The organism is Pseudomonas subflava (assembly GCF_023823685.1).
GTDB classification, from domain to species: Bacteria; Pseudomonadota; Gammaproteobacteria; order Pseudomonadales; family Pseudomonadaceae; genus Aquipseudomonas; species Aquipseudomonas subflava.
Genome location: NZ_JAMXBF010000003.1, coordinates 289,552 through 308,871, shown reverse-complemented (window position 1 = coordinate 308,871; position 19,320 = coordinate 289,552). Strand labels below are relative to the sequence as shown.

Genomic DNA, 19,320 nt, shown 5'->3' with positions numbered 1-19,320 from the left:
TCGCGCCGGCGCCTAGCGCGCCTCGCCGTCCGTTGCCTCGCTCCACACGCAGGTGCGGTCGCGGCCCTCGTGCTTGGCCCGGTACAGGGCCTGGTCGCAATGTGCAATCAGGCTGCCCGGCTGCTCCTCGCTGACCGGCTCGGCGATGGCCAGGCCGATGCTCAGGGTCAGGCGTTTCTGTGGGCTGCCGGGGTGAGCGATGGCGAGCTCGGCGACCAGGTCATGCACCCGCGCCGCCACATGCTCGCCGCCCTCCAGACCCGTGTTGGCCAGGATGATGGCGAATTCCTCGCCGCCGTAGCGGCAGGCCACGTCACCCTCGCGCTGCAGGCTGTCCTGTAGCGCCTTGCCGACCTGACGCAGGGCGTCATCGCCGGCCAGGTGGCCGAGGGTGTCGTTGAACGCCTTGAAATGATCGATATCCAGCATCAGCAGCGCCAGCGGCGCGCCCACCCGGCGCAGGCGGCGCCACTCGCTGTGCAGCTGCTGGTCGAAGAAGCGCCGGTTGTACAGGCCGGTCAGGCCATCCTGTTGCGACAGGCGCTGCAGGCGCGCCTCCAGTTCCAGGCGTTCGCTGTTGTCGCGGGACACGGCGATCAGGTATTCACGCTCGCCCAGACGTACCAGCTGGGTGTTGATCTCGGCCGGTCGACGACTGCCGTCGCGGCGGCACAGCTCGCGCTGGAAGATGCGCGACTGATTGTCTCGCTGAGCCTCGCGGACCTGCTCCAGCCATTCGTCGAAACCCGGCAGCAACTGGTCCGGATGGTCGCGCAGCAGCTCGGCGAACTGTTCGGCGCGGTAGCCAAGGCCCGCATAGGTAGCCTGGTTCATGTGCAGCAGCTCGCGGCTGCGGGTATCGAAGATGAACAGTCCGTCGTGGCTCGAGTCGGTGAGGTCGAGCACCAGTTGCAGGCGTTCACGGCTGTCACGCAGGTGGCGTTCGATTTCCTCGCGGCGCTCCGCCTCGACCCGTAGGCGCCGGTTGGCCTGCTGAGTGGCACCGGTGCGTCGGGCGTTTTCCAGAGCCAGGGCCAGCGCCGCGACCAGCAGCAGGCTGATGGCCAGGCTGGCGCCCAGCACTACCTGCGGTAGTGGTGTGGACAGACCCTGCACCAGGCGAGTGGTAGGACTCAGCTGGAGCTTGAAGGCGCCATTGTTGAGGAGCTGCAGCGGCACGTCGCGAGTCATGCCGCCTACCGTCTCGGAGCGTTCGAGGCGATAGAGGACCTGGCTGTTCTCCAGCAGGCGCACGCTGAAGCCGTCGTCGCCGAGTTGGTCGAGCAGGCGGTCCATCAGAGGATCGACCCGGAATACGCCTTGCAGGAAACCGTCGAACTCCAACTGCCCTTCAGCGCCGTCCAGGTATAGCGGCGTATAGAGGACGAAGCCGCGCCCGCCCTGGACCAGCTGGAAACTGTTGGAGAAGCGTTGCTGGCCGGTCTGTCTAGCCTGTATCGCCACCGGGTAATTGGGGTGGTCTGGAGCGAGGTGAAAGCGGGTGGCCGCCTCGTTGCCCTGCAGCGGCACCAGCCAGCGCATGTACAGGTCAGGGCCGAGCCATTGTATGGATTGGTAGGCGGGAAATTCGTCCAGCGCCAGCTGCGCCTCCTGTTCCCAGTCCTTGCGGTCGAGACGGCCGAGGTGGCGCCACAGGCGGGCGATGCGCTCCAGGCTTTCCACCTCGGCCTGCAGGGTATTTTCCAGCTGGCGTGCCAGGGCCTGGGCCTGGTAGTCGACGCGCTCGCCGATGCGTTCGCGCTGATCGTCCTCCAGCTGCTGCCAGAGCGCCAGGCTGGCCAGGCACATCATCAGGAAAAGGACGACCAGCGCCAGGCGCGCCGGCCAGACGGATCGTGCGCGCATCATCGGCTCCGCAGGCTATGTGCTGGTCATAGCACAGCGCCTGCCGCGACTCAACGCAGTGCGAGAACGGCGGCCCATTGGGCGTTGCTCACCGGCATCACCGACAGGCGGCTGCCGCGCTGCACCAGTGCCAGCTCCGCCAGGGCCGGCTCGGCGCGCAGGCTTGCCAGCGGCAGGACGATAGGGAAGGCCTCGACGAACTCGACATCCAGCGCGCTCCAGGGATTCTTCTCGGCGCTGGCCTTGGCATCGAAGTAATGGCTCTGCGGGTCCAGGGCGGTGGGGTCCGGGTAGACCGTACCGGCGATTCGGGCGATACCGGCGATGCCCGGCTCGGGACAGCTGGAGTGGTAGAAGAAGAACAGGTCGCCCGGTTGCATGCTGCGCATGAAGTTGCGTGCCTGGTAGTTGCGCACCCCATCCCAGCGCGCCGTGCCGAGCTGCTGCAAGTGATGGATGGACAGTTCGTCGGGTTCTGATTTCATCAGCCAATGAGGCATGAACTTTGCTCCTGTTTGCCGGTCCTTGCGCGGGTCCGAAGAATGTCCCGCCACGGACCGCCGGTTGGCGACCAATCCAGTCCGCGAGTTCTTCCGCCTTCCCGGCGGCCGAGGGCTCGGGCTAGGCGCCGCGGTAACGGCCAATAAAAACACCGCCGCCGGTAACGACGAGCAGTATGCCGAAAGGGGGAGGCAATACGATGAAACGCAAACCAGATCTGTTGTGGGTGCTGGTCATTCTGTTCAGCCTGGGGATGGTTACCACAGGTTACACCCAGGGTCTCTGGGATCGTCAGGATGACGCTTCGGTGTCTATCCAGAGCCAGCAATGATCGCGACGATGTCGCCGCAGGGAGCGCGGCGGCTTCAGTCGTACCAATGTCGATCGGTCACTACCGCGCCGAGCCGCACGTCCCAGCTTGCCAGCGCAAGTCGATCTACCCGCTGACAGTCGTGAGCCACACCGAGTAGCGTCGGTTTGTGCCAATTTTTGCGCAAATGCCGATAGGCCAGACTGCGGTCGTAAAACCCCCCGCCCATGCCCAGGCGTCCGCCGTGGGCGTCGAAGCCCACCAGCGGCAGTAACACCAGATCCAACGTCCAGACCTTGCGCTGGCGCTTCGGATTGGTCAGCGGTTCCTCGATGCGAAAGCGGTTGCGTACCATCGCTTCGTGCATGCGCACGCGCTGGAACCTCATTCGGTTGCGCGGCCAGGCGCTGAGCACCGGCAGGTAGGTGGCCTTGCCGCGACACTGGGCCTCGCGCAGCAGCGGGCGCGGGTCGATCTCGCCGTCGTTCGGCAGATACAGGGCGATGTGGCGTGCGCGGCGAAACAGCGGATGCTGCGCCAGCTGCCGGTACAGGTCCCGGGCGGCGCGCTTCTGTTGCTGGGGAGAGAGCGTGCGGCGAGCCTGGCGGAGCTGGCGGCGCAGGGCTGCGCGGGAGAGATCACCAGCCAGGATCATGGAATTCAAGACTCCCCGGTCATGCCGCTGTCGGGTTAGCCCTTGAACCCGAAAGTTCAAGGTGGAGGTTGCAGAGGGCGTTAAGGCTTTCCGTCAGGCGGACATGCACACCGGCCCCACTGGCAACCCCCGTGGTTGTGCGTATCGGCTCAGGGACATCACCGACTGGCCAACACACCAGGGAGCTGGCCGCAGTATACCCCATCGAACCGCTCTGGGATCAGAGTAACTGGCCGTCCTGATCGGCGGCGAGTGCGTTGTCGACGCGGTCCAGCAGGTCGCGCACGCGCTCGCGGGTGGAGCTCGCTTCCTCGTCCAGGCGCTGCTGCTTGTGCAGCAGGTCGTGGGTGATATTCAGCGCGGCCATCACGGCGATGCGGTCGGCGCCGATGACTTTGCCGCCGGAGCGGATTTCGCGCATCTTGCCGTCGAGGTAGCGTGCGGCGCTCTCCAGGTTGGCGCGCTCGTCTGCGGGGCAGGCGATGCAGTAGTCCTTGTCGAGGATGTGCACGGTTACGGTGTTCGACTGGGTCATGAGTCCTGCTCCAGGGCTTTCAGGCGCGAAATCATCGCTTCGACCTTATGCCGGGCCATTTCGTTCTTTTCGATCAGATGGGCGCGTTCCTCGCGCCAGGCCTGCTCACTGGCCAGCAGGGCACGGTTCTGCGACTTCAGCTGCTCGACGCGCTGGATCAGCTGTTCCAGCTTGCGCGACAGGGCTTGCAGTTCGGCGTCTTCCATGGGCTCCACCAAGGCTATGAGTGGCTGCACTATAAAGGATGCGGGGCGTGGCGGCGACGGCGGCTTCGATGGCTTGGCCGCGTCCGCCGGTGCTAGGATACGGGGCCTCCATTCTAGAGATAGCGCGGTTCAGCGCCTAGTTGCCATGTCCATTTCGAACTCTCCCTACACCGCCTTCGCCGCCCTCCTGGCGAGCACCGGCAAACCCGTTTCACCCGCCGAGCTGCACGGCCTGCTGGTCGGCCGCAGCTGCGCCGGGGCTGGCTTCGAGGCCGAGTCCTGGGTCGCGGACGCCAGCGAATTGCTCGGCGGCGAGCCGGCCGACAACGTGCGCCAGGCGCTGGTCGGCCTGCAGGAGATGGTCAAGGGCGAACTCTCCGGCAGCGACGTCACCCTGGTCCTGCTGCTGCCCGGCGACGACGCGCCGCTGGCCGAGCGGGCCAAGGCGCTGGGGCAGTGGTGCCAGGGCTTCCTCGACGGCTTCGGCATGGTCCTCGGCAACGCCGCGCTGAGCGCCGAGGCCATGGAAGTGCTGCAGGATCTTTCCGCCATCGCCCAGGTGCAGAGCGCGCTGGAGGAATCCGAGGACGGCGAGAGCGACTATATGGAAGTGATGGAATACCTGCGCGTGGCGCCGCTGCTGCTGTTCGCCGAATGCGGCAAGGCCGCCGCTCCCGCGCCCAAACCCTCCCTGCACTAAGGTCGAGTCATGGTCAGCATCCCGAAAGCGGAATACGCCCGCCGGCGCAAGGCGCTGATGGAGCAGATGGAACCCAACAGCATCGCCATCCTGGCCGCGGCGCCGGTGTACATCCGCAACCGCGACGTCGAGCACGTGTACCGCCAGGACAGCGACTTCCAGTACCTCACCGGCTTTCCCGAGCCGGAGGCCGTGCTGGCCCTGATCCCCGGTCGCGAGCACGGCGAATACGTGCTGTTCTGCCGCGAGCGTGATCCGGAGCGCGAGTTGTGGGACGGCCTGCGCGCCGGCCAGGACGGCGCCGTCGCCCAGTACGGCGCCGACGATGCCTTCCCCATCGGCGATATCGACGACATTCTGCCGGGCCTGATCGAGGGCCGTGAGCGTGTCTACTACGCCATCGGCACCCATCAGGAGTTCGATCATCGGCTGATGGAGTGGATCAACGTGATCCGCTCCAAGGCGCGCCAGGGGGCGATTCCGCCCAACGAATTCGTCGCCCTCGACCACCTGCTGCACGACATGCGCCTGTACAAGAGCGCGGCCGAGGCCAAGGTGATGAAGGAGGCCGCCGAGATCAGCGCGCGCGCGCATATCCGCGCCATGCAGGCCAGCCGCGCCGGGCTGTTCGAGTACCACCTCGAGGCCGAGCTGGACTACGAATTCCGCAAGGGCGGGGCGAAGATGCCGGCCTACGGCAGCATCGTCGCCGCCGGCAGGAATGCCTGCATCCTGCATTACCGCGAGAACGACGCGCCGCTGAAGGATGGTGACCTGGTGCTCATCGACGCCGGCTGCGAGATCGACTGCTACGCCAGCGACATCACCCGTACCTTCCCGGTCAACGGCACGTTCTCGCCCGAGCAGAAGGCCATCTACGAGCTGGTGCTCGAGGCAAACGAAGAGGCGTTCAAGCACATCGCCCCCGGCAAGCACTGGAACGAGGCCCACGAGGCCACCGTGCGGGTCATCACCGCCGGCCTGGTCGACCTGGGCCTGCTCGAGGGCGACGTCGAGCAGCTGATCGCCAGCGAGGCCTATAAGCCCTTCTACATGCACCGCGCCGGCCACTGGCTGGGCATGGACGTGCACGACGTCGGCGACTACAAGGTCGGCGGCGAGTGGCGCGTGCTCGAGCCGGGCATGGCCATGACCGTCGAGCCGGGCATCTACATCGCCGCGGACAACGACAAGGTCGCCAAGAAGTGGCGCGGCATCGGCGTGCGCATCGAGGATGACGTGCTGGTGACCAAGACCGGCTGCGAAGTCATCACCGGCGGCGTGCCGAAAACGGTCGCCGAGATCGAGGCGCTGATGGCCGCCGCCCGCGAGCAGGCCGCCTGAGTTGAGCCGCGTGCAGCTCGCCATCGTCGGCGGTGGACTCGTCGGCGCCAGCCTGGCGCTGGCCCTGCAGGCCGGGGCGCGGGCGCGTGGCTGGCGCATCGTGCTGATCGAGCCGTTCGCCCCGGGCGATGCCTGGCAGCCGAGCTACGATGCGCGTTCCAGCGCCCTGTCCTACGGCAGCCGGCAGATCTTCGAGCGCCTCGGCCTGTGGCCGCTGCTCGCCGAGCGCGCCGAGGCCATCACCCAGATCCAGGTCTCCGACCGCGGCCGCTTCGGCGCCACTCGCCTGAGCGCCGCCGACGAGGGCGTGCCGGCCCTCGGCTACGTGCTGGAAAACGCCTGGATGGGCCACTGCCTGTGGAAGGCCCTGGACCCCGAGGTCGTCGAGTGGCGCTGCCCGGCGGAAGTGACGCGGATGGAAGCGCTAGAGGCCGGCTACCGCCTGCACCTCGGCGACGACTCCAGTCTTGATTGCGAACTGGCCATATTGGCCGACGGCGGCCGCTCCGGCCTGCGCGAGCAACTGGGCATCGCCGTGCGCCACACCGCCTATGAGCAGAGTGCGCTGATCGCCAACGTCAGCCCCGCCGAGCCGCACGGCGGCCAGGCCTTCGAACGCTTCACCGAGCAGGGCCCGCTGGCCCTGCTGCCGCTGTCGGACGAACGCTGCGCGCTGGTCTGGACCCGCCCTCCGGTGGACGCCGAACGCCTGCAGGCGCTGTCCGACCGCGCCTTCCTGAGCGAGCTGCAGGACGCCTTCGGCTACCGCCTCGGCGCCCTGCGCCAGGTCGGCGCGCGGCATGTCTATCCGCTGGCGCTGGTCGAGGCCACCGAGCAGGTGCGCCCGCACCTGGTGGTACTGGGCAACGCCGCCCACAGCCTGCACCCGGTGGCGGGGCAGGGCTTCAACCTGTCCCTGCGCGACGCCCAGGCCCTGGCCGAGAGCCTGCTGGAGGGCGCCGACGGCCCCGGCGACTTCGCCGTGCTGCAGCGCTATCTGCAGCGCCAGCGCCAGGACCAGGCGCTGACCGTCGGCTTCTCCGACGGTGTCACCCGCCTGTTCGGCCGCGGCGAGTCGCTGCTGGTGGCCGGCCGTACCCTCGGCCTGCTCGGTCTCGACCTCTTGCCGCCGGCCAAGCGCTGGTTCGCCCGCCAGGCCATGGGCCTGGGTACCCGTTCCCTGTGAGAGACGTACGTGACTGACCGTCAACTGGCGCGCCGCGCCCGCCTGCTGCGCATTGGCCTGAATCTCTATCCGCCTTACCTCGGCGCCGGCATCCGCGTGCAGCAGATCAGCCCGGACTGCCGCCACGCGCGGGTGAAAATGGCGCTGCGCTGGTACAACCGCAACTTCGTCGGCACCCAGTTCGGCGGCTCGCTGTACAGCATGATCGACCCTTTCTACATGCTGTTGCTGATGCCGCTGCTGGGCGACGACTACATCGTCTGGGACAAGGCCGCCAGCATCGACTTCGTCAGCCCCGGCAAGGGCCCAGTGTATGCCGACTTCCGTATCGACGACGCCCTGCTGGCGGAGATTCGCGACAAGACCGCCGGCGGCGACAAGTACCTGCCGCAGCTGCACGTGGAGATCCGCGATGGCGAAGGCACGCTGGTCGCCACGGCGCACAAGACCCTGTATATCCGACTCAAGCCGCGCGTGCGGCGCACTGCAGCCTGAGGAAACGAGATGCAAGCGGACCTGATCATCGTGGGCGCCGGCATGGTTGGCAGCGCCCTGGCCCTGGCGCTGGAACACAGCGGCCTGGAGATCCTGATCGTCGATGGCGGCCCGCTCAGTGTCCGCCCGTTCGACGCCGAAGGCGCCTTCGAGCCTCGGGTCAGCGCCCTGTCCGCCGCCAGCCAGCGCATCCTCGAGCGCCTCGGCGTATGGGATGGCATCGTCGCCCGGCGCGCCTCGGCCTACCGCGATATGCGCGTGTGGGACGGCTCGGGCACCGGCAGCGTGCACTTCGCCGCCGCCAGCGTGCATGCCGAAACCCTCGGCCATATCGTCGAGAACCGCGTGGTGCAGGACGCCCTGCTCGAACGCTTGCACGACAGCCGGATCGGCCTGCTCGGCAGCGCACGCCTGGAGCAACTGCGCCGCTCCGGCGACGGCTGGCTGCTGACCCTGGCCGACGGCCGCGAACTGCGCGCGCCGCTGCTGGTGGCCGCCGATGGCGCCAACTCGGCGGTGCGCCGCCTGGCCGGCTGCGCCACCCGCGAGTGGGATTACCTGCACCATGCCATCGTCACCAGCGTGCGCTGCGAGCGCCCGCACCAGGCCACCGCCTGGCAGCGTTTCACCGACGACGGCCCGCTGGCCTTCTTGCCGCTGAGCCGTCAGGGCGACGAGCGCTGGTGCTCGATCGTCTGGTCTACCGTGCCGGCCGAGGCCGAGCGCCTGATGGCACTGGACGACGAGGCCTTCCGCGGTGAGTTGGGCAAGGCTTTCGAATGGCGCCTGGGGCAGATCACTGATGCCGATCCGCGGGTGTGCATCCCGCTGCGCCAGCGTCATGCCAAGCGCTATGTGGAGAGCGGCCTGGCGCTGATCGGGGATGCCGCCCACAGCATCCACCCGCTGGCCGGCCAGGGCGTCAACCTCGGCTTCCTCGACGCCGCGGTGCTGGCCGAGGTGCTGCTGCACGCGCTGCAGCGTGGCGAGCAACCCGGCGACGTGCGTGTGCTCAGCCGCTACGAGCGCCGGCGCATGCCGCACAACCTGGCGATGATGGCGGCGATGGAGGGCTTCGAGCGCCTGTTCCAGGCCGACCCGCTGCCGATCCGCCTGCTGCGCAACAGCGGCCTCAACTGGGTCGACGAGCTGCCGGACGCCAAGGCCCTGTTCGTCCGCCGCGCCCTCGGCCTGGTCGGCGATCTGCCGGAGCTGGCGGCCGTCTGAAAGTTGCCGTCGAGCCGGTCCAGAGGGCCGGCTAGAGGGGCAGCGACACACTGCGACATAAAAACGCTACTGCTCGCAGCTGCGAGTCACTATCATTTAGTGCCTTTTCGCAGTCACGAGAGAGTTTTGCCATGTCCCTGTCCCAACGCCTGCTCGCCGTCATGGCGCTGAGCGCCGCCGCCGGTTCCGCCACGGCTGCCGAGGAAGTGGTGGTCTATTCCTCGCGCATCGACGAGCTGATCAAGCCGGTATTCGACGCCTACACCGCCAAGACCGGGGTGGACATCAAGTTCATCACCGACAAGGAGGCGCCGCTGATGCAACGCATCAAGGCCGAGGGCGAGAACGGCGTGGCCGATATCCTGATCACGGTGGACGCCGGCAACCTCTGGCAGGCCGAGCAGATGGGCATCCTGCAGTCCTTCACCTCGCCGGTGATCGACGCCAACATCCCGCCGCAATATCGCTCCAGTACCCATGCCTGGACCGGCCTGTCGCTGCGCGCGCGGACCATCGTCTACTCCACCGACCGGGTAGACCCCGCGGAGTTGAGCACCTACGAGGCCCTGGCCGGCCCCGACTGGGAAGGCCGTCTGTGCCTGCGCACCGGTAAGAAGGTGTACAACCAGTCGCTCACCGGCACCCTGATCGAGACCCATGGCGCCGAGAAGGCCGAGCAGATTCTCCAGGGCTGGGTGAAGAACCTGGCCACCGACGTGTTTGCCGACGACAACGCGGTGATCCTCGCCGTGGATGCCGGTCTGTGCGATGTCGGCATCGTCAACACCTACTACTACGGCCGCCTGCACAAGGCCAACCCGGAACTGCGTGCCAAGCTGTTCTGGCCGAACCAGGGCGACCGCGGCGTGCACGTCAACCTGTCCGGCGCCGGCGTGACCAAGCATGCGCCGCACGCCGAGGCGGCGAAGAAGCTGGTGGAGTGGATGACCACGCCCGAGGCGCAGGGCATGTTCGCCGAGATCAACCAGGAGTTCCCGGCCAACCCGGCGGTCAAGCCGTCCGCCGAAGTGGCGGCTTGGGGCGAGTTCAAGGCCGACACCATCCCCGTGGAGGTCGCCGGCAAGCGTCAGGCCGAGGCCATCAAGATGATGGATCGGGTCGGCTGGAATTAAAGCCGGCCTAGGGGTGGATGGCGCTTCTTCCATCCACCGGCTGACGGCAGAGCGGCCGTCCGGTGGAAACGCTGCGCGGTTTCCACCCTGCCAAGCCCGGTTCTACCTCAATCGTTATACTCGACGCCCCGGCCCGTCCGGGGCGTCTCGTTTCTCAGCCAGGAGTCCGCGTGAGTCATCCCGTTCAGCGCCGCTGGTATCCCATCGCTTTCGCCATCGCCGCCCTGGTGCTGTTGCCGCTCTCGGTGCTGGCGCTGTCCTGGCACGAGGTCGACGGCGAGATCTGGCGCCACCTGTGGGACACCCAGATGCCGCGCCTGCTCGGCAACACGCTGATGCTGGTGCTCGGGGTTGGCGTCGGCGTGACGCTGCTCGGCGTCAGCCTGGCCTGGCTCACCAGCCTCTGCGAATTCCCCGGGCGGCGCTGGCTGGACTGGGCGCTGATGCTGCCCTTCGCCATCCCCGCCTACGTGCTGGCGTTCGTCTTCATCGGCCTGTTCGATTTCGCTGGGCCGGTGCAGAGCCTGCTGCGCGAATGGTTCGGCACGGGCATCCGCTTCCCCCGGGTGCGCTCCACCGGCGGCGTGATTCTGGTGCTGGTGCTGGTGTTCTATCCCTACGTCTATCTGCTTGCCCGCAGCGCCTTCCTCGCCCAAGGCCGCGGCCTGCTGGAGGCCGCGCGGGTGCTCGGTCAGTCGCCCTGGCAGGCGTTCTGGCGGGTGGCCCTGCCGATGGCGCGGCCGGCCATCGGCGCCGGCCTGGCGCTGGCGATCATGGAGACGCTGGCCGATTTCGGCGCCGTGGCCGTGTTCAATTTCGACACCTTCACCACCGCCATCTACAAGACCTGGTACGGCTTCTACAGCCTGTCCAGTGCCACCCAGCTGGCCAGCCTGCTGCTGCTGGCGGTGATGCTGGTGCTCTACGGCGAGCGCCGCGCCCGCGGTGCCAGCCGCCCAGCCAGCGAGCGGCCGCGCGGCGCGGCGCTGTACCGCCTGCGGGGCTGGAAGGCCTTCGCCGCCAGTGCCTGGTGCGGCCTGGTGTTCGCCTGCGCCTTCGTCGTGCCGCTGCTGCAGTTGCTGGCCTGGTTCTGGCAGCGCGGCCGCTTCGACCTGGACGAGCGCTACGCCGGCCTGATCCTGCATACCCTGTCGCTCGGCGGCCTGGCCGCGCTGATCACCGTGGCCGTGGCGCTGCTGCTGGCCTTCGCTCGACGGCAGGCGCCGACCCGGCCGATCCGCAGCGCGGTGAGCCTGGCCAACCTCGGCTATGCGCTGCCCGGTTCGGTGCTGGCGGTGTCGATCATGCTGGCCTTCAGCTTCCTCGACCGCGAGCTGGTGATCCCGCTCTCCGCCTGGGCCGGCGGCGCCGGCAAGCCGCTGCTGCTGGGCAGCCTGTTCGCCCTGCTGCTGGCCTATCTGGTGCGCTTCATGGCGGTGGCCTACGGGCCGCTGGAGAACAGCCTGGCGCGCATCCGTCCGTCGCTGCCGCAGGCCGCGCGCAGCCTCGGGGTTAGCGGGCCGGCATTGTTCCTGCGGGTCTACCTGCCGTTGCTGCTGCCCGGTGCGCTGTCCGCCGCGCTGCTGGTGTTCGTCGACGTGCTCAAGGAAATGCCGGCGACGCTGCTGATGCGCCCCTTCGGCTGGGACACCCTGGCAGTGCGCATTTTCGAGATGACCAGCGAGGGCGAATGGGCCCGCGCCGCCCTGCCGGCGCTGACGCTGGTGCTGGTCGGGCTGCTGCCGGTGATCGGTCTGATCCGCCGCTCGGCGCGCCAGCCGGGGCATTGACCACACGGAGTGTCCAGTTTCTTTGCGCAGGGCTACAATGCGCGCCTGCTTGCGCAGCCGTCCATGAACCCCGCCGGGGTCCGTATAAGGAGTTATCCATGGGACAGCGTACACCCCTCTACGACCAACACCTGGCGCTGGGCGCCAAGATGGTCGATTTCGGCGGCTGGGACATGCCGCTGCACTACGGTTCCCAGGTCGAGGAGCACCACCAGGTACGTCGCGACTGCGGCGTGTTCGACGTTTCCCACATGACCGTGGTCGACATCACCGGCGCCCAGGCCAAGGCCTGGCTGCAGCACCTGCTGGCCAACGATGTCGAACGCCTGAAAACCCAGGGCAAGGCCCTCTACAGCGGCATGCTCAACGAGCGTGGCGGGGTGATCGACGATCTCATCGTCTACCTCACCGACTGGGGCTACCGCATGGTGGTCAACGCCGCCACCCGCGACAAGGACATCGCCTGGATGCAGGCGCAGACCGCCGGCTTCGAGGTCACCCTGAACGAGCGCGCCGAACTGGCCATGCTCGCCATCCAGGGCCCCAACGCCCGGGCCAAGACCGCCGAGCTGGTGTCCCACGCCCGCGCCGCGCTGATCCATGAACTCAAGGTGTTCCAGGGCCTGCCGGAAGGCGACTGGTTCATCGCCCGCACCGGCTACACCGGCGAGGACGGCCTGGAGATAATGCTGCCGGCCGAGCAGGCCGCCTCGTTCCTCAACGAACTGGTCGGCGCCGGCATCGCCCCGATCGGCCTGGGCGCCCGCGACACCCTGCGCCTGGAGGCCGGCATGAACCTGTACGGCCAGGACATGGACGAGGACACCTCGCCGCTGGCCGCCAACATGGGCTGGACCATCGCCTGGGAGCCGGCCGAGCGCCAGTTCGTCGGCCGCAGCGCCCTGGAGACCCAGCGCGCCGCCGGCGACCAGCCCAAGCTGGTCGGCCTGGTGCTGGAGGAGCGCGGCGTGCTGCGCGCCCACCAGGTGGTGCGGGTCGAAGGCCTGGGCGAGGGCGAGATCACCAGCGGCAGCTTCTCGCCGACCCTGAACAAGTCCATCGCCCTGGCCCGCGTGCCGGCCGCCACCGGCGACCGCGCCGAGGTGGAGATCCGCGGCAAGTGGTACCCGGTGCGCGTCGTGCAGGCGAACTTCGTCCGCAACGGCAAGGCCGTCATCTGATTCGTACGGCGCGGGGCAGAGCCCGCGCCAGCTGCTAAATTTTCCGGGCGGCCGTTCCGCCCCATCGATTCGAGGAATACGACATGAGCAACATCCCCGCCGACCTGCGTTACGTCGCCAGCCACGAGTGGATTCGCCTGGAGGCCGACGGTTCGGTCACCGTGGGCATCACCGACCATGCCCAGGAAGCCCTGGGCGACGTGGTCTACGTCGAACTGCCGGAAGTCGGCAAGCAGCTGGCCAACGGCCAGGAAGCCGGTGTGGTGGAATCGGTGAAGGCCGCTTCCGACATCTACGCCCCGATCGGCGGCACCGTGGTGGCGGTCAACGAGGCCCTGGCCGATGCGCCCGAGCAGGTCAACGGCGAGCCCTACGAGGCCTGGTTCTTCAAGCTGCAGCCGAGCGACCCGGCCGAGCTGGAAGGCCTGCTCGACGCCGCCGGCTACCAGGCCGTCTGCTCGGCCGACGCCTGAGAACCGATCTGCGATCTGCGCATCTGGCGCGCGATCGTAAACCGGTTTGAAAGGAGTGGCCGCGTCTAGCACGCGGCCCGCCACCGAGAAACACGAATTCCGCTGTCGAGCCTCGATCCGTCGAGGCTCTGTCATTTTTTCCGAGAGCCCCGTCATGTCCACGCCCCGTCTCGATCAACTGCAACAGCCCGATGCCTTCCTCCGTCGCCACCTCGGCCCCGATGCCCGCGAGGAGCAGGCCATGCTCGACGCCCTCGGGCTGAGCAACCGCGACGAGCTGATCGTGCAGACCGTGCCGCCGGCCATCCGCCTCAACCGCGAGCTGGATCTGCCCGCCGCGCTGGACGAGCAGGGCGCCCTGGCCAAGCTCAAGGGCTACGCCGAGCAGAATCAGCTGTGGACCAGCCTGATCGGCATGGGCTACCACGGCACCATCACCCCCACCGTGATCCTGCGTAACCTGCTGGAGAACCCGGGCTGGTACACCGCCTACACCCCTTACCAGCCGGAGATCGCCCAGGGTCGCCTGGAGTCGCTGCTGAACTTCCAGCAACTGACCATCGACCTGACCGGCCTCGACCTGGCCAGCGCCTCGCTGCTCGACGAAGCCACCGCCGCCGGCGAGGCCATGGCCCTGGCCAAGCGCGTGGCGAAGAGCAAGAGCAACCTGTTCTTCGTCGACGAGAACTGCCACCCGCAGACCATCTCCGTGGTGCAGACCCGTGCCGAAGGTTTCGGCATCGAGGTCCAGGTCGGCGCGCTGGACGAGCTGGCCGGCCTGGAAGTGTTCGGCGCTCTGCTGCAGTACCCGGACACCCACGGTGAAATCCGCGACATCAAGCCGCTGATCGAGCATCTGCACGCGCAGAACGCCCTGGCCTGCGTCGCCGCCGACCTGCTCAGCCTGCTGCTGCTGACCCCGCCCGGCGAGTTCGGCGCCGACGTGGTGTTCGGCTCGGCCCAACGCTTCGGCGTACCGATGGGCTACGGCGGCCCGCACGCGGCCTTCTTCGCCACCCGCGACGCCTTCAAGCGCGCCATGCCCGGCCGCATCATCGGCGTGTCCAAGGACGCCCGCGGCAACACCGCGCTGCGCATGGCCCTGCAGACCCGCGAGCAGCACATCCGCCGCGAGAAGGCCAACTCCAACATCTGCACCTCGCAGGTGCTGCTGGCCAACATGGCCAGCTGCTACGCCGTGTACCACGGTCCGGAAGGCCTCAAGCGCATCGCCCAGCGCGTGCATCGCCTGACCTGCGTGCTGGCCGCCGGCCTGGAACAGAAGGGCCTGAAGCGCGACAACCAGTTCTTCTTCGACACCCTGACCCTGGATGTCGGCGGCATGCAGACCGCCATCATCGAGTCGGCCAAGGCCGCGCGCATCAACCTGCGCATCCTCGGCCGCGGCAAGCTGGGCGTGAGCCTGGACGAGACCTGCTCGGCGCAGACCGTCGAGCAGCTGCTGAGCATCTTCCTCGGCGCCGACCACGGCCTGTCCATCGCCGAGCTGGACGCCGGCACCCTGCCGGAAGGCATCCCGGCCGCGCTGCAGCGTACCTCCGGCTACCTGAACCACCCGGTGTTCAACAGCCACCACAGCGAAACCGACATGCTGCGCTACCTCAAGCGCCTGGAGAACAAGGACCTGGCCCTGAACCAGGCCATGATCCCGCTCGGTTCCTGCACCATGAAGCTCAACGCCACCAGCGAGATGATCCCGGTTACCTGGCCAGAATTCGGCGCCCTGCACCCCTTCGTGCCGGCCGACCAGGCCGTCGGCTACAAGCTGATGATCGACGAGCTGGAGGCCTGGCTGCGCGCCATCACCGGCTTCGACGCGATCTGCATGCAGCCCAACTCCGGCGCCCAGGGCGAGTACGCCGGCCTGCTGGCCATCCGCAAGTACCACGAGAGCCGTGACGAAGGGCACCGCGACATCTGCCTGATCCCGGCCTCGGCCCACGGCACCAACCCGGCCTCGGCGCAGATGCTCAACATGCGCGTGGTGGTGGTGGAGTGCGACGCCGCCGGCAACGTCGACATGGACGACCTCAAGGCCCGCGCGGCCGAGGCCGGTGACAAGCTGTCCTGCCTGATGATCACCTACCCGTCGACCCACGGCGTGTACGAGGAAGGCATCCGCGAGATCTGCGAGGTGGTCCACAGCTTCGGCGGCCAGGTGTACATGGACGGCGCCAACCTCAACGCCCAGGTCGGCCTGGCCCGCCCGGCCGACATCGGCGCGGACGTGTCGCACATGAACCTGCACAAGACCTTCTGCATCCCGCACGGCGGTGGCGGCCCGGGCATGGGCCCGATCGGCGTGCGCGCGCACCTGGCGCCGTTCGTGGCCAACCACCCGGTGGTCGAACTGCAGGGCCCGAACCCGCAGAACACCGCGGTCAGCGCCGCGCCCTGGGGCAGCGCGAGCATCCTGCCGATCAGCTGGATGTACATCGCCATGATGGGCCCGCAGCTGGCCGACGCCACCGAGACCGCGATCCTCAACGCCAACTACCTGGCCAGCCAGCTCAAGGGCGCCTTCCCGGTGCTCTACAGCGGCCGTAACGACCGCGTCGCCCACGAGTGCATCCTCGACCTGCGTCCGCTCAAGGCCGAGACCGGCATCAGCGAGGAAGACGTGGCCAAGCGCCTGATGGACTACGGCTTCCACGCCCCGACCATGAGCTTCCCGGTACCGGGCACGCTGATGATCGAGCCGACCGAGAGCGAGTCCAAGGAAGAGCTGGATCGCTTCATCGAGGCGATGCTGAGCATCCGCGCCGAGATCGCCAAGGTCGGCAGCGGCGAGTGGCCGGCGGAGAACAACCCGCTGAAGAACGCGCCGCACACCCTGGCGGACGTCACTGGCTTATGGGAGCGCCCGTACAGCATCGCCGAGGCGGTGACCCCGACGACCCACACCCTGGCGCACAAGTACTGGCCGGCGGTGAACCGCGTGGACAACGTCTACGGCGACCGCAACCTGTTCTGCGCCTGCGTGCCGATGGACGACTACCGCGAGTAAGCGTCCCGCGTCACCGAAAAGGCCGCCCATGGGCGGCCTTTTTCATGGGCGTGTGGTCAGCGGCCGGCAGGTCATGCGCCAGTCCAGCCGCAGGCGCTGGCCGGGTTTGAGCAGACGCAGCCCCGGCCGGCCCGGCAGGTGGTGGGCGTTGGGCGGGTGCGACACCGGCTCGACGCAGAAGAAGTCGCGCCCGCTCGGGCAGAACAGCATGTAGTGGCCGCAGTGCGAGGCCTGGCACTCCAGGACGTAGCCCAGGTCCGGCTGGACGACGCGGCAGCGACCGTTCCAGCCGGCGAAGGCGTTGTCTACCTCGTTGTCCGGCAGCGCGCGTTCGCGGGCGAAATCCCAGGCCGGCGGCAGCGGCGCCAGCTCGTTCGGCAGGCGATCGGCGCCGCACAGCCATACGGCCTCGGCGCCGACCTCGAGGCGGGTGGCGGCGGTGCGGGGAAAATACGGATGCAGGCCCAGCCCGTACCAGGCCGCCTCGGCGCCGCGGTGCTCCACCTGCAGGCTCAGGCTAAGGCAGCCGTCGCGCAGGCTCAGCCGCTGCTCCGCGCGGTAGGGGAGGGGCTCGGCGCTGTCGAGAACCAGCAGCGCCGAACTCGGGTCATGGGCCAGCAGGGTCCAGGCCTGGTGCCAGGCGCTGCCGTGAATCGGCAGGGCCTCGCCCGGCGGCGGCTGCAGGTCCAGCCAGCCGGAAGGATTGGCGAAGCCGCCGTCGGCGATGCGGTTGGACCAGGGCACCAGGGCGAAGCAGCCCAATCGGCGCGGAGTGCCCGCGGCCAGCGCCTGTTCGTCGGCGTGGCGCAGCAGCGGCGCTCCGCCGTCACGCAGTGCCCAGTTGGCGATGGCGCCGCCCAGGTCCGGGCGCAGTTCCAGGCGGGTTAGCGCGTCCTGCAGAATCGGCATGGAAGCCTCGGGTGTCATCGTACAACTGCCTGAGATATGATGGCGCGGTTGCCGACAGCAGAGACCGCACCCACGTCATGGAAACCCCGAGCACCGCGCCGCGCGCGCGCCGCAAGCACCGCAGCCTGGCCCAGGAACTGGTCAGCGAGCTGTCCCAGCAGATCAGCGACGGTGTGTTCAAGCGTGGCGAGAAGCTGCCCACCGAGTCGGCGATCATGGCGGCCCAGGGCGTCAGCCGCACCGTGGTGCGCGAGGCCATCTCGCGCTTGCAGGCGGCCGGCTTGGTGGAAACCCGCCACGGCATCGGCACCTTCGTGCTGGACATGCCCAGCCCGAGCGGCCTGCGCATCGACCCGGCGACCATCGTCACCCTGCGTGAGGTCATCGCCCTGCTCGAGCTGCGCATCAGCCTGGAGGTCGAGTCCGCTGGGCTGGCAGCCACGCGCCGCACGCCCGAGCAGCTGGCGGCGATGCGCGCGGCGCTGGACAGTTTCCTCAGCGCCGCGCACCGCAGTGACGCGGTGGCCTCGGACTTCCAGTTCCACCTGCAGATCGCCATCGCCACCGACAACCGCTACTTCACCGACATCATGACTCACCTGGGCACCAGCATCATTCCGCGCACGCGGTTGAACTCGGCGCGCCTGGCCCATGACGACGAGAAGCACTACCTGTCGCGCCTGAGCCGCGAGCACGAGGAAATCTACGAGGCCATCGCCCGCCAGGACGCCGAAGCCGCGCGTGCGGCCATGCGCCTGCACCTGACCAACAGCCGCGAGCGGCTGCGTCAGGCCCACGAAGAGGCGGAGCACCAGCACGACTGAGCTTCAGCCGCGCCGCAGCGCCAGCAGCACGATGCCGCCGAGCACGATGGCGCCGCCGAGCAGCTGCAGGCTGCCCAGCGCCTGACCGAGGATCAGCCAGGCGAACAGCAGGCTGGACACCGGCTCGACGTTCATCACCGGCGCGTTGCGCGCCAGGTTCAGCCGCGGCATGCAGATGAACAGCACCGAGAACGCCGTGCCGTAGAGCAGGGTCAGGCAGAGCAGCGCCAGCCAGCCGCTGGTGGCCGCGGGCGGCGTCATCATGCCGGGCATCGCACCGCCGAAGCCGGCCGCGGCGGCGGCGACGAACACCACACCGATGGTCATCATGCTGCGCAGCGTGCCCGGCACCGCCGACAGCCGGTGCTCGGTGATCCACAGTGCCACCGCGAACACCGCCGCCGCCGCCACGCCGGAGGCGATGCCCGGGCCCCAGGCGGTGTCGCCGCTGCCGGCCAGCCGCGCCGGTACGTCCAGCACCAGCGTCAGGCCGACCAGGATCATGCCCATCAGCAGCGCCGTGCGCCGGGTCGGTCGCGGCCCGCCAAGAGCCCAGGTCAGCAGCACCAGGAACAGCGGCGCCAGGTTGACCACCAATAGCGCCACGGCCACCGGGATGCGTGCCACCGCCGAATAGACGCAGAAGCTCTGGGTGGCGATCAGCAGGCCGAGCAACAGCTGCCAGCCGCCGGTGCCGGCGGGCAGGCGCAGCGACTCGCGGCGGATCAGCAGCAGGCCGAACAGCACCAGCAGGGTCAGCCCGGAGCGGCAGAGGATGGCCAGCAGCAGGCCGGTGCCCTGGTCGAAGGCGATGCGCGCGGCGATGTGGTTGGCGGCGAAGCTGCTGGAGGTGAAGACCAGAATCAGCACCGCCAGCAGGCGGGGGAAGGGTTGCGACATGTCTCTTTCTCGCTGCAGAAGCGCCGACGCCGCCCGAAGGCGGCGCCGGCCTGGCCC

19 protein-coding genes and 1 other RNA gene are annotated in these 19,320 nt (G+C 68.4%); 12 read left to right on the top strand and 8 right to left on the bottom strand.

Annotation, left to right across the window (positions count from 1 at the left end; genetic code table 11):
• Window positions 1-12: 12 nt before the first annotated feature.
• Window positions 13-1,866: a sensor domain-containing diguanylate cyclase gene (locus NF616_RS04865; protein WP_252271927.1), complete on the bottom strand. Its 1,854-nt coding sequence runs from the start codon at window positions 1,864-1,866 to the stop codon at window positions 13-15.
• A 50-nt stretch (window positions 1,867-1,916) separates the two neighbouring features.
• Window positions 1,917-2,366 carry an EVE domain-containing protein gene (locus NF616_RS04860; protein WP_252271926.1) on the bottom strand — a complete coding sequence of 150 codons (450 nt, stop codon included), beginning with the start codon at window positions 2,364-2,366 and terminating at the stop codon, window positions 1,917-1,919.
• Window positions 2,367-2,566: 200 nt separating this feature from the next.
• Here NF616_RS04860 and NF616_RS21215 point away from each other — a divergent pair, with 200 nt between their 5' ends.
• Window positions 2,567-2,698: a hypothetical protein gene (locus tag NF616_RS21215; protein WP_286674911.1), complete on the top strand. Its 132-nt coding sequence runs from the start codon at window positions 2,567-2,569 to the stop codon at window positions 2,696-2,698.
• Window positions 2,699-2,732: 34 nt separating this feature from the next.
• Here NF616_RS21215 and NF616_RS04855 read toward each other — a convergent pair whose 3' ends face one another.
• The 4 genes from NF616_RS04855 to NF616_RS04840 all read right to left on the bottom strand — a co-directional run bounded on the left by NF616_RS04855 (window position 2,733) and on the right by NF616_RS04840 (window position 4,073).
• The gene (locus NF616_RS04855) at window positions 2,733-3,332 is read right to left on the bottom strand and encodes a 5-formyltetrahydrofolate cyclo-ligase (protein ID WP_252272473.1); all 600 of its coding nucleotides are present in this window, start codon (window positions 3,330-3,332) and stop codon (window positions 2,733-2,735) included.
• Window positions 3,333-3,340: 8 nt separating this feature from the next.
• Window positions 3,341-3,519: non-coding RNA, 6S RNA (gene ssrS / locus NF616_RS04850), on the bottom strand.
• A gap of 33 nt (window positions 3,520-3,552) precedes the next feature.
• Window positions 3,553-3,867 carry a cell division protein ZapA gene (locus tag NF616_RS04845; RefSeq protein WP_252271925.1) on the bottom strand — a complete coding sequence of 105 codons (315 nt, stop codon included), beginning with the start codon at window positions 3,865-3,867 and terminating at the stop codon, window positions 3,553-3,555.
• Window positions 3,864-4,073 (bottom strand): TIGR02449 family protein, encoded by a 210-nt coding sequence (locus NF616_RS04840; protein WP_252271924.1) that lies wholly within the window; start codon window positions 4,071-4,073, stop codon window positions 3,864-3,866. The genes NF616_RS04845 and NF616_RS04840 overlap by 4 nt, the downstream gene beginning before the upstream one ends.
• Before the next feature lie 145 nt (window positions 4,074-4,218).
• Here NF616_RS04840 and NF616_RS04835 point away from each other — a divergent pair, with 145 nt between their 5' ends.
• The 10 genes from NF616_RS04835 to gcvP all read left to right on the top strand — a co-directional run bounded on the left by NF616_RS04835 (window position 4,219) and on the right by gcvP (window position 16,630).
• The gene (locus NF616_RS04835; protein ID WP_252271923.1) at window positions 4,219-4,773 is read left to right on the top strand and encodes a YecA/YgfB family protein; all 555 of its coding nucleotides are present in this window, start codon (window positions 4,219-4,221) and stop codon (window positions 4,771-4,773) included.
• A 9-nt stretch (window positions 4,774-4,782) separates the two neighbouring features.
• The gene (gene pepP / locus NF616_RS04830) at window positions 4,783-6,117 is read left to right on the top strand and encodes a Xaa-Pro aminopeptidase (protein ID WP_252271922.1); all 1,335 of its coding nucleotides are present in this window, start codon (window positions 4,783-4,785) and stop codon (window positions 6,115-6,117) included.
• Between the two features lies 1 nt (window position 6,118).
• A complete protein-coding gene (ubiH, locus tag NF616_RS04825) occupies window positions 6,119-7,303 on the top strand; it encodes a 2-octaprenyl-6-methoxyphenyl hydroxylase (RefSeq protein ID WP_252271921.1) in 1,185 nt (394 codons plus the stop codon).
• A gap of 9 nt (window positions 7,304-7,312) precedes the next feature.
• Entirely contained in the window at window positions 7,313-7,798 is a 486-nt protein-coding gene (locus NF616_RS04820; protein ID WP_252271920.1) for a DUF4442 domain-containing protein, read from the top strand.
• Between the two features lie 9 nt (window positions 7,799-7,807).
• Complete coding sequence (locus tag NF616_RS04815; protein WP_252271919.1) at window positions 7,808-9,025, top strand: 2-octaprenyl-3-methyl-6-methoxy-1,4-benzoquinol hydroxylase; 1,218 nt, start codon at window positions 7,808-7,810, stop codon at window positions 9,023-9,025.
• A gap of 131 nt (window positions 9,026-9,156) precedes the next feature.
• Complete coding sequence (locus NF616_RS04810; RefSeq protein WP_252271918.1) at window positions 9,157-10,158, top strand: extracellular solute-binding protein; 1,002 nt, start codon at window positions 9,157-9,159, stop codon at window positions 10,156-10,158.
• Between the two features lie 170 nt (window positions 10,159-10,328).
• Entirely contained in the window at window positions 10,329-11,948 is a 1,620-nt protein-coding gene (locus tag NF616_RS04805; RefSeq protein ID WP_252271917.1) for an ABC transporter permease, read from the top strand.
• A gap of 98 nt (window positions 11,949-12,046) precedes the next feature.
• Window positions 12,047-13,129, top strand: a complete 1,083-nt coding sequence (gene gcvT / locus NF616_RS04800) for a glycine cleavage system aminomethyltransferase GcvT (protein ID WP_252271916.1) — start codon at window positions 12,047-12,049, stop codon at window positions 13,127-13,129.
• 83 nt (window positions 13,130-13,212) lie between these two features.
• Window positions 13,213-13,602 (top strand): glycine cleavage system protein GcvH, encoded by a 390-nt coding sequence (gene gcvH, locus NF616_RS04795; protein WP_252271915.1) that lies wholly within the window; start codon window positions 13,213-13,215, stop codon window positions 13,600-13,602.
• 154 nt (window positions 13,603-13,756) lie between these two features.
• Window positions 13,757-16,630 (top strand): aminomethyl-transferring glycine dehydrogenase, encoded by a 2,874-nt coding sequence (gene gcvP, locus NF616_RS04790; protein ID WP_252271914.1) that lies wholly within the window; start codon window positions 13,757-13,759, stop codon window positions 16,628-16,630.
• Window positions 16,631-16,672: 42 nt separating this feature from the next.
• Here gcvP and NF616_RS04785 read toward each other — a convergent pair whose 3' ends face one another.
• Window positions 16,673-17,539 carry an aldose 1-epimerase gene (locus NF616_RS04785; protein WP_434091855.1) on the bottom strand — a complete coding sequence of 289 codons (867 nt, stop codon included), beginning with the start codon at window positions 17,537-17,539 and terminating at the stop codon, window positions 16,673-16,675.
• Window positions 17,540-17,616: 77 nt separating this feature from the next.
• Between NF616_RS04785 and NF616_RS04780 the strand changes: the two genes are divergently transcribed.
• A complete protein-coding gene (locus NF616_RS04780; RefSeq protein WP_252271912.1) occupies window positions 17,617-18,363 on the top strand; it encodes a FadR/GntR family transcriptional regulator in 747 nt (248 codons plus the stop codon).
• 3 nt (window positions 18,364-18,366) lie between these two features.
• Here NF616_RS04780 and NF616_RS04775 read toward each other — a convergent pair whose 3' ends face one another.
• The gene (locus tag NF616_RS04775) at window positions 18,367-19,263 is read right to left on the bottom strand and encodes an EamA family transporter (RefSeq protein WP_252271911.1); all 897 of its coding nucleotides are present in this window, start codon (window positions 19,261-19,263) and stop codon (window positions 18,367-18,369) included.
• Window positions 19,264-19,320 lie beyond the last annotated feature (57 nt).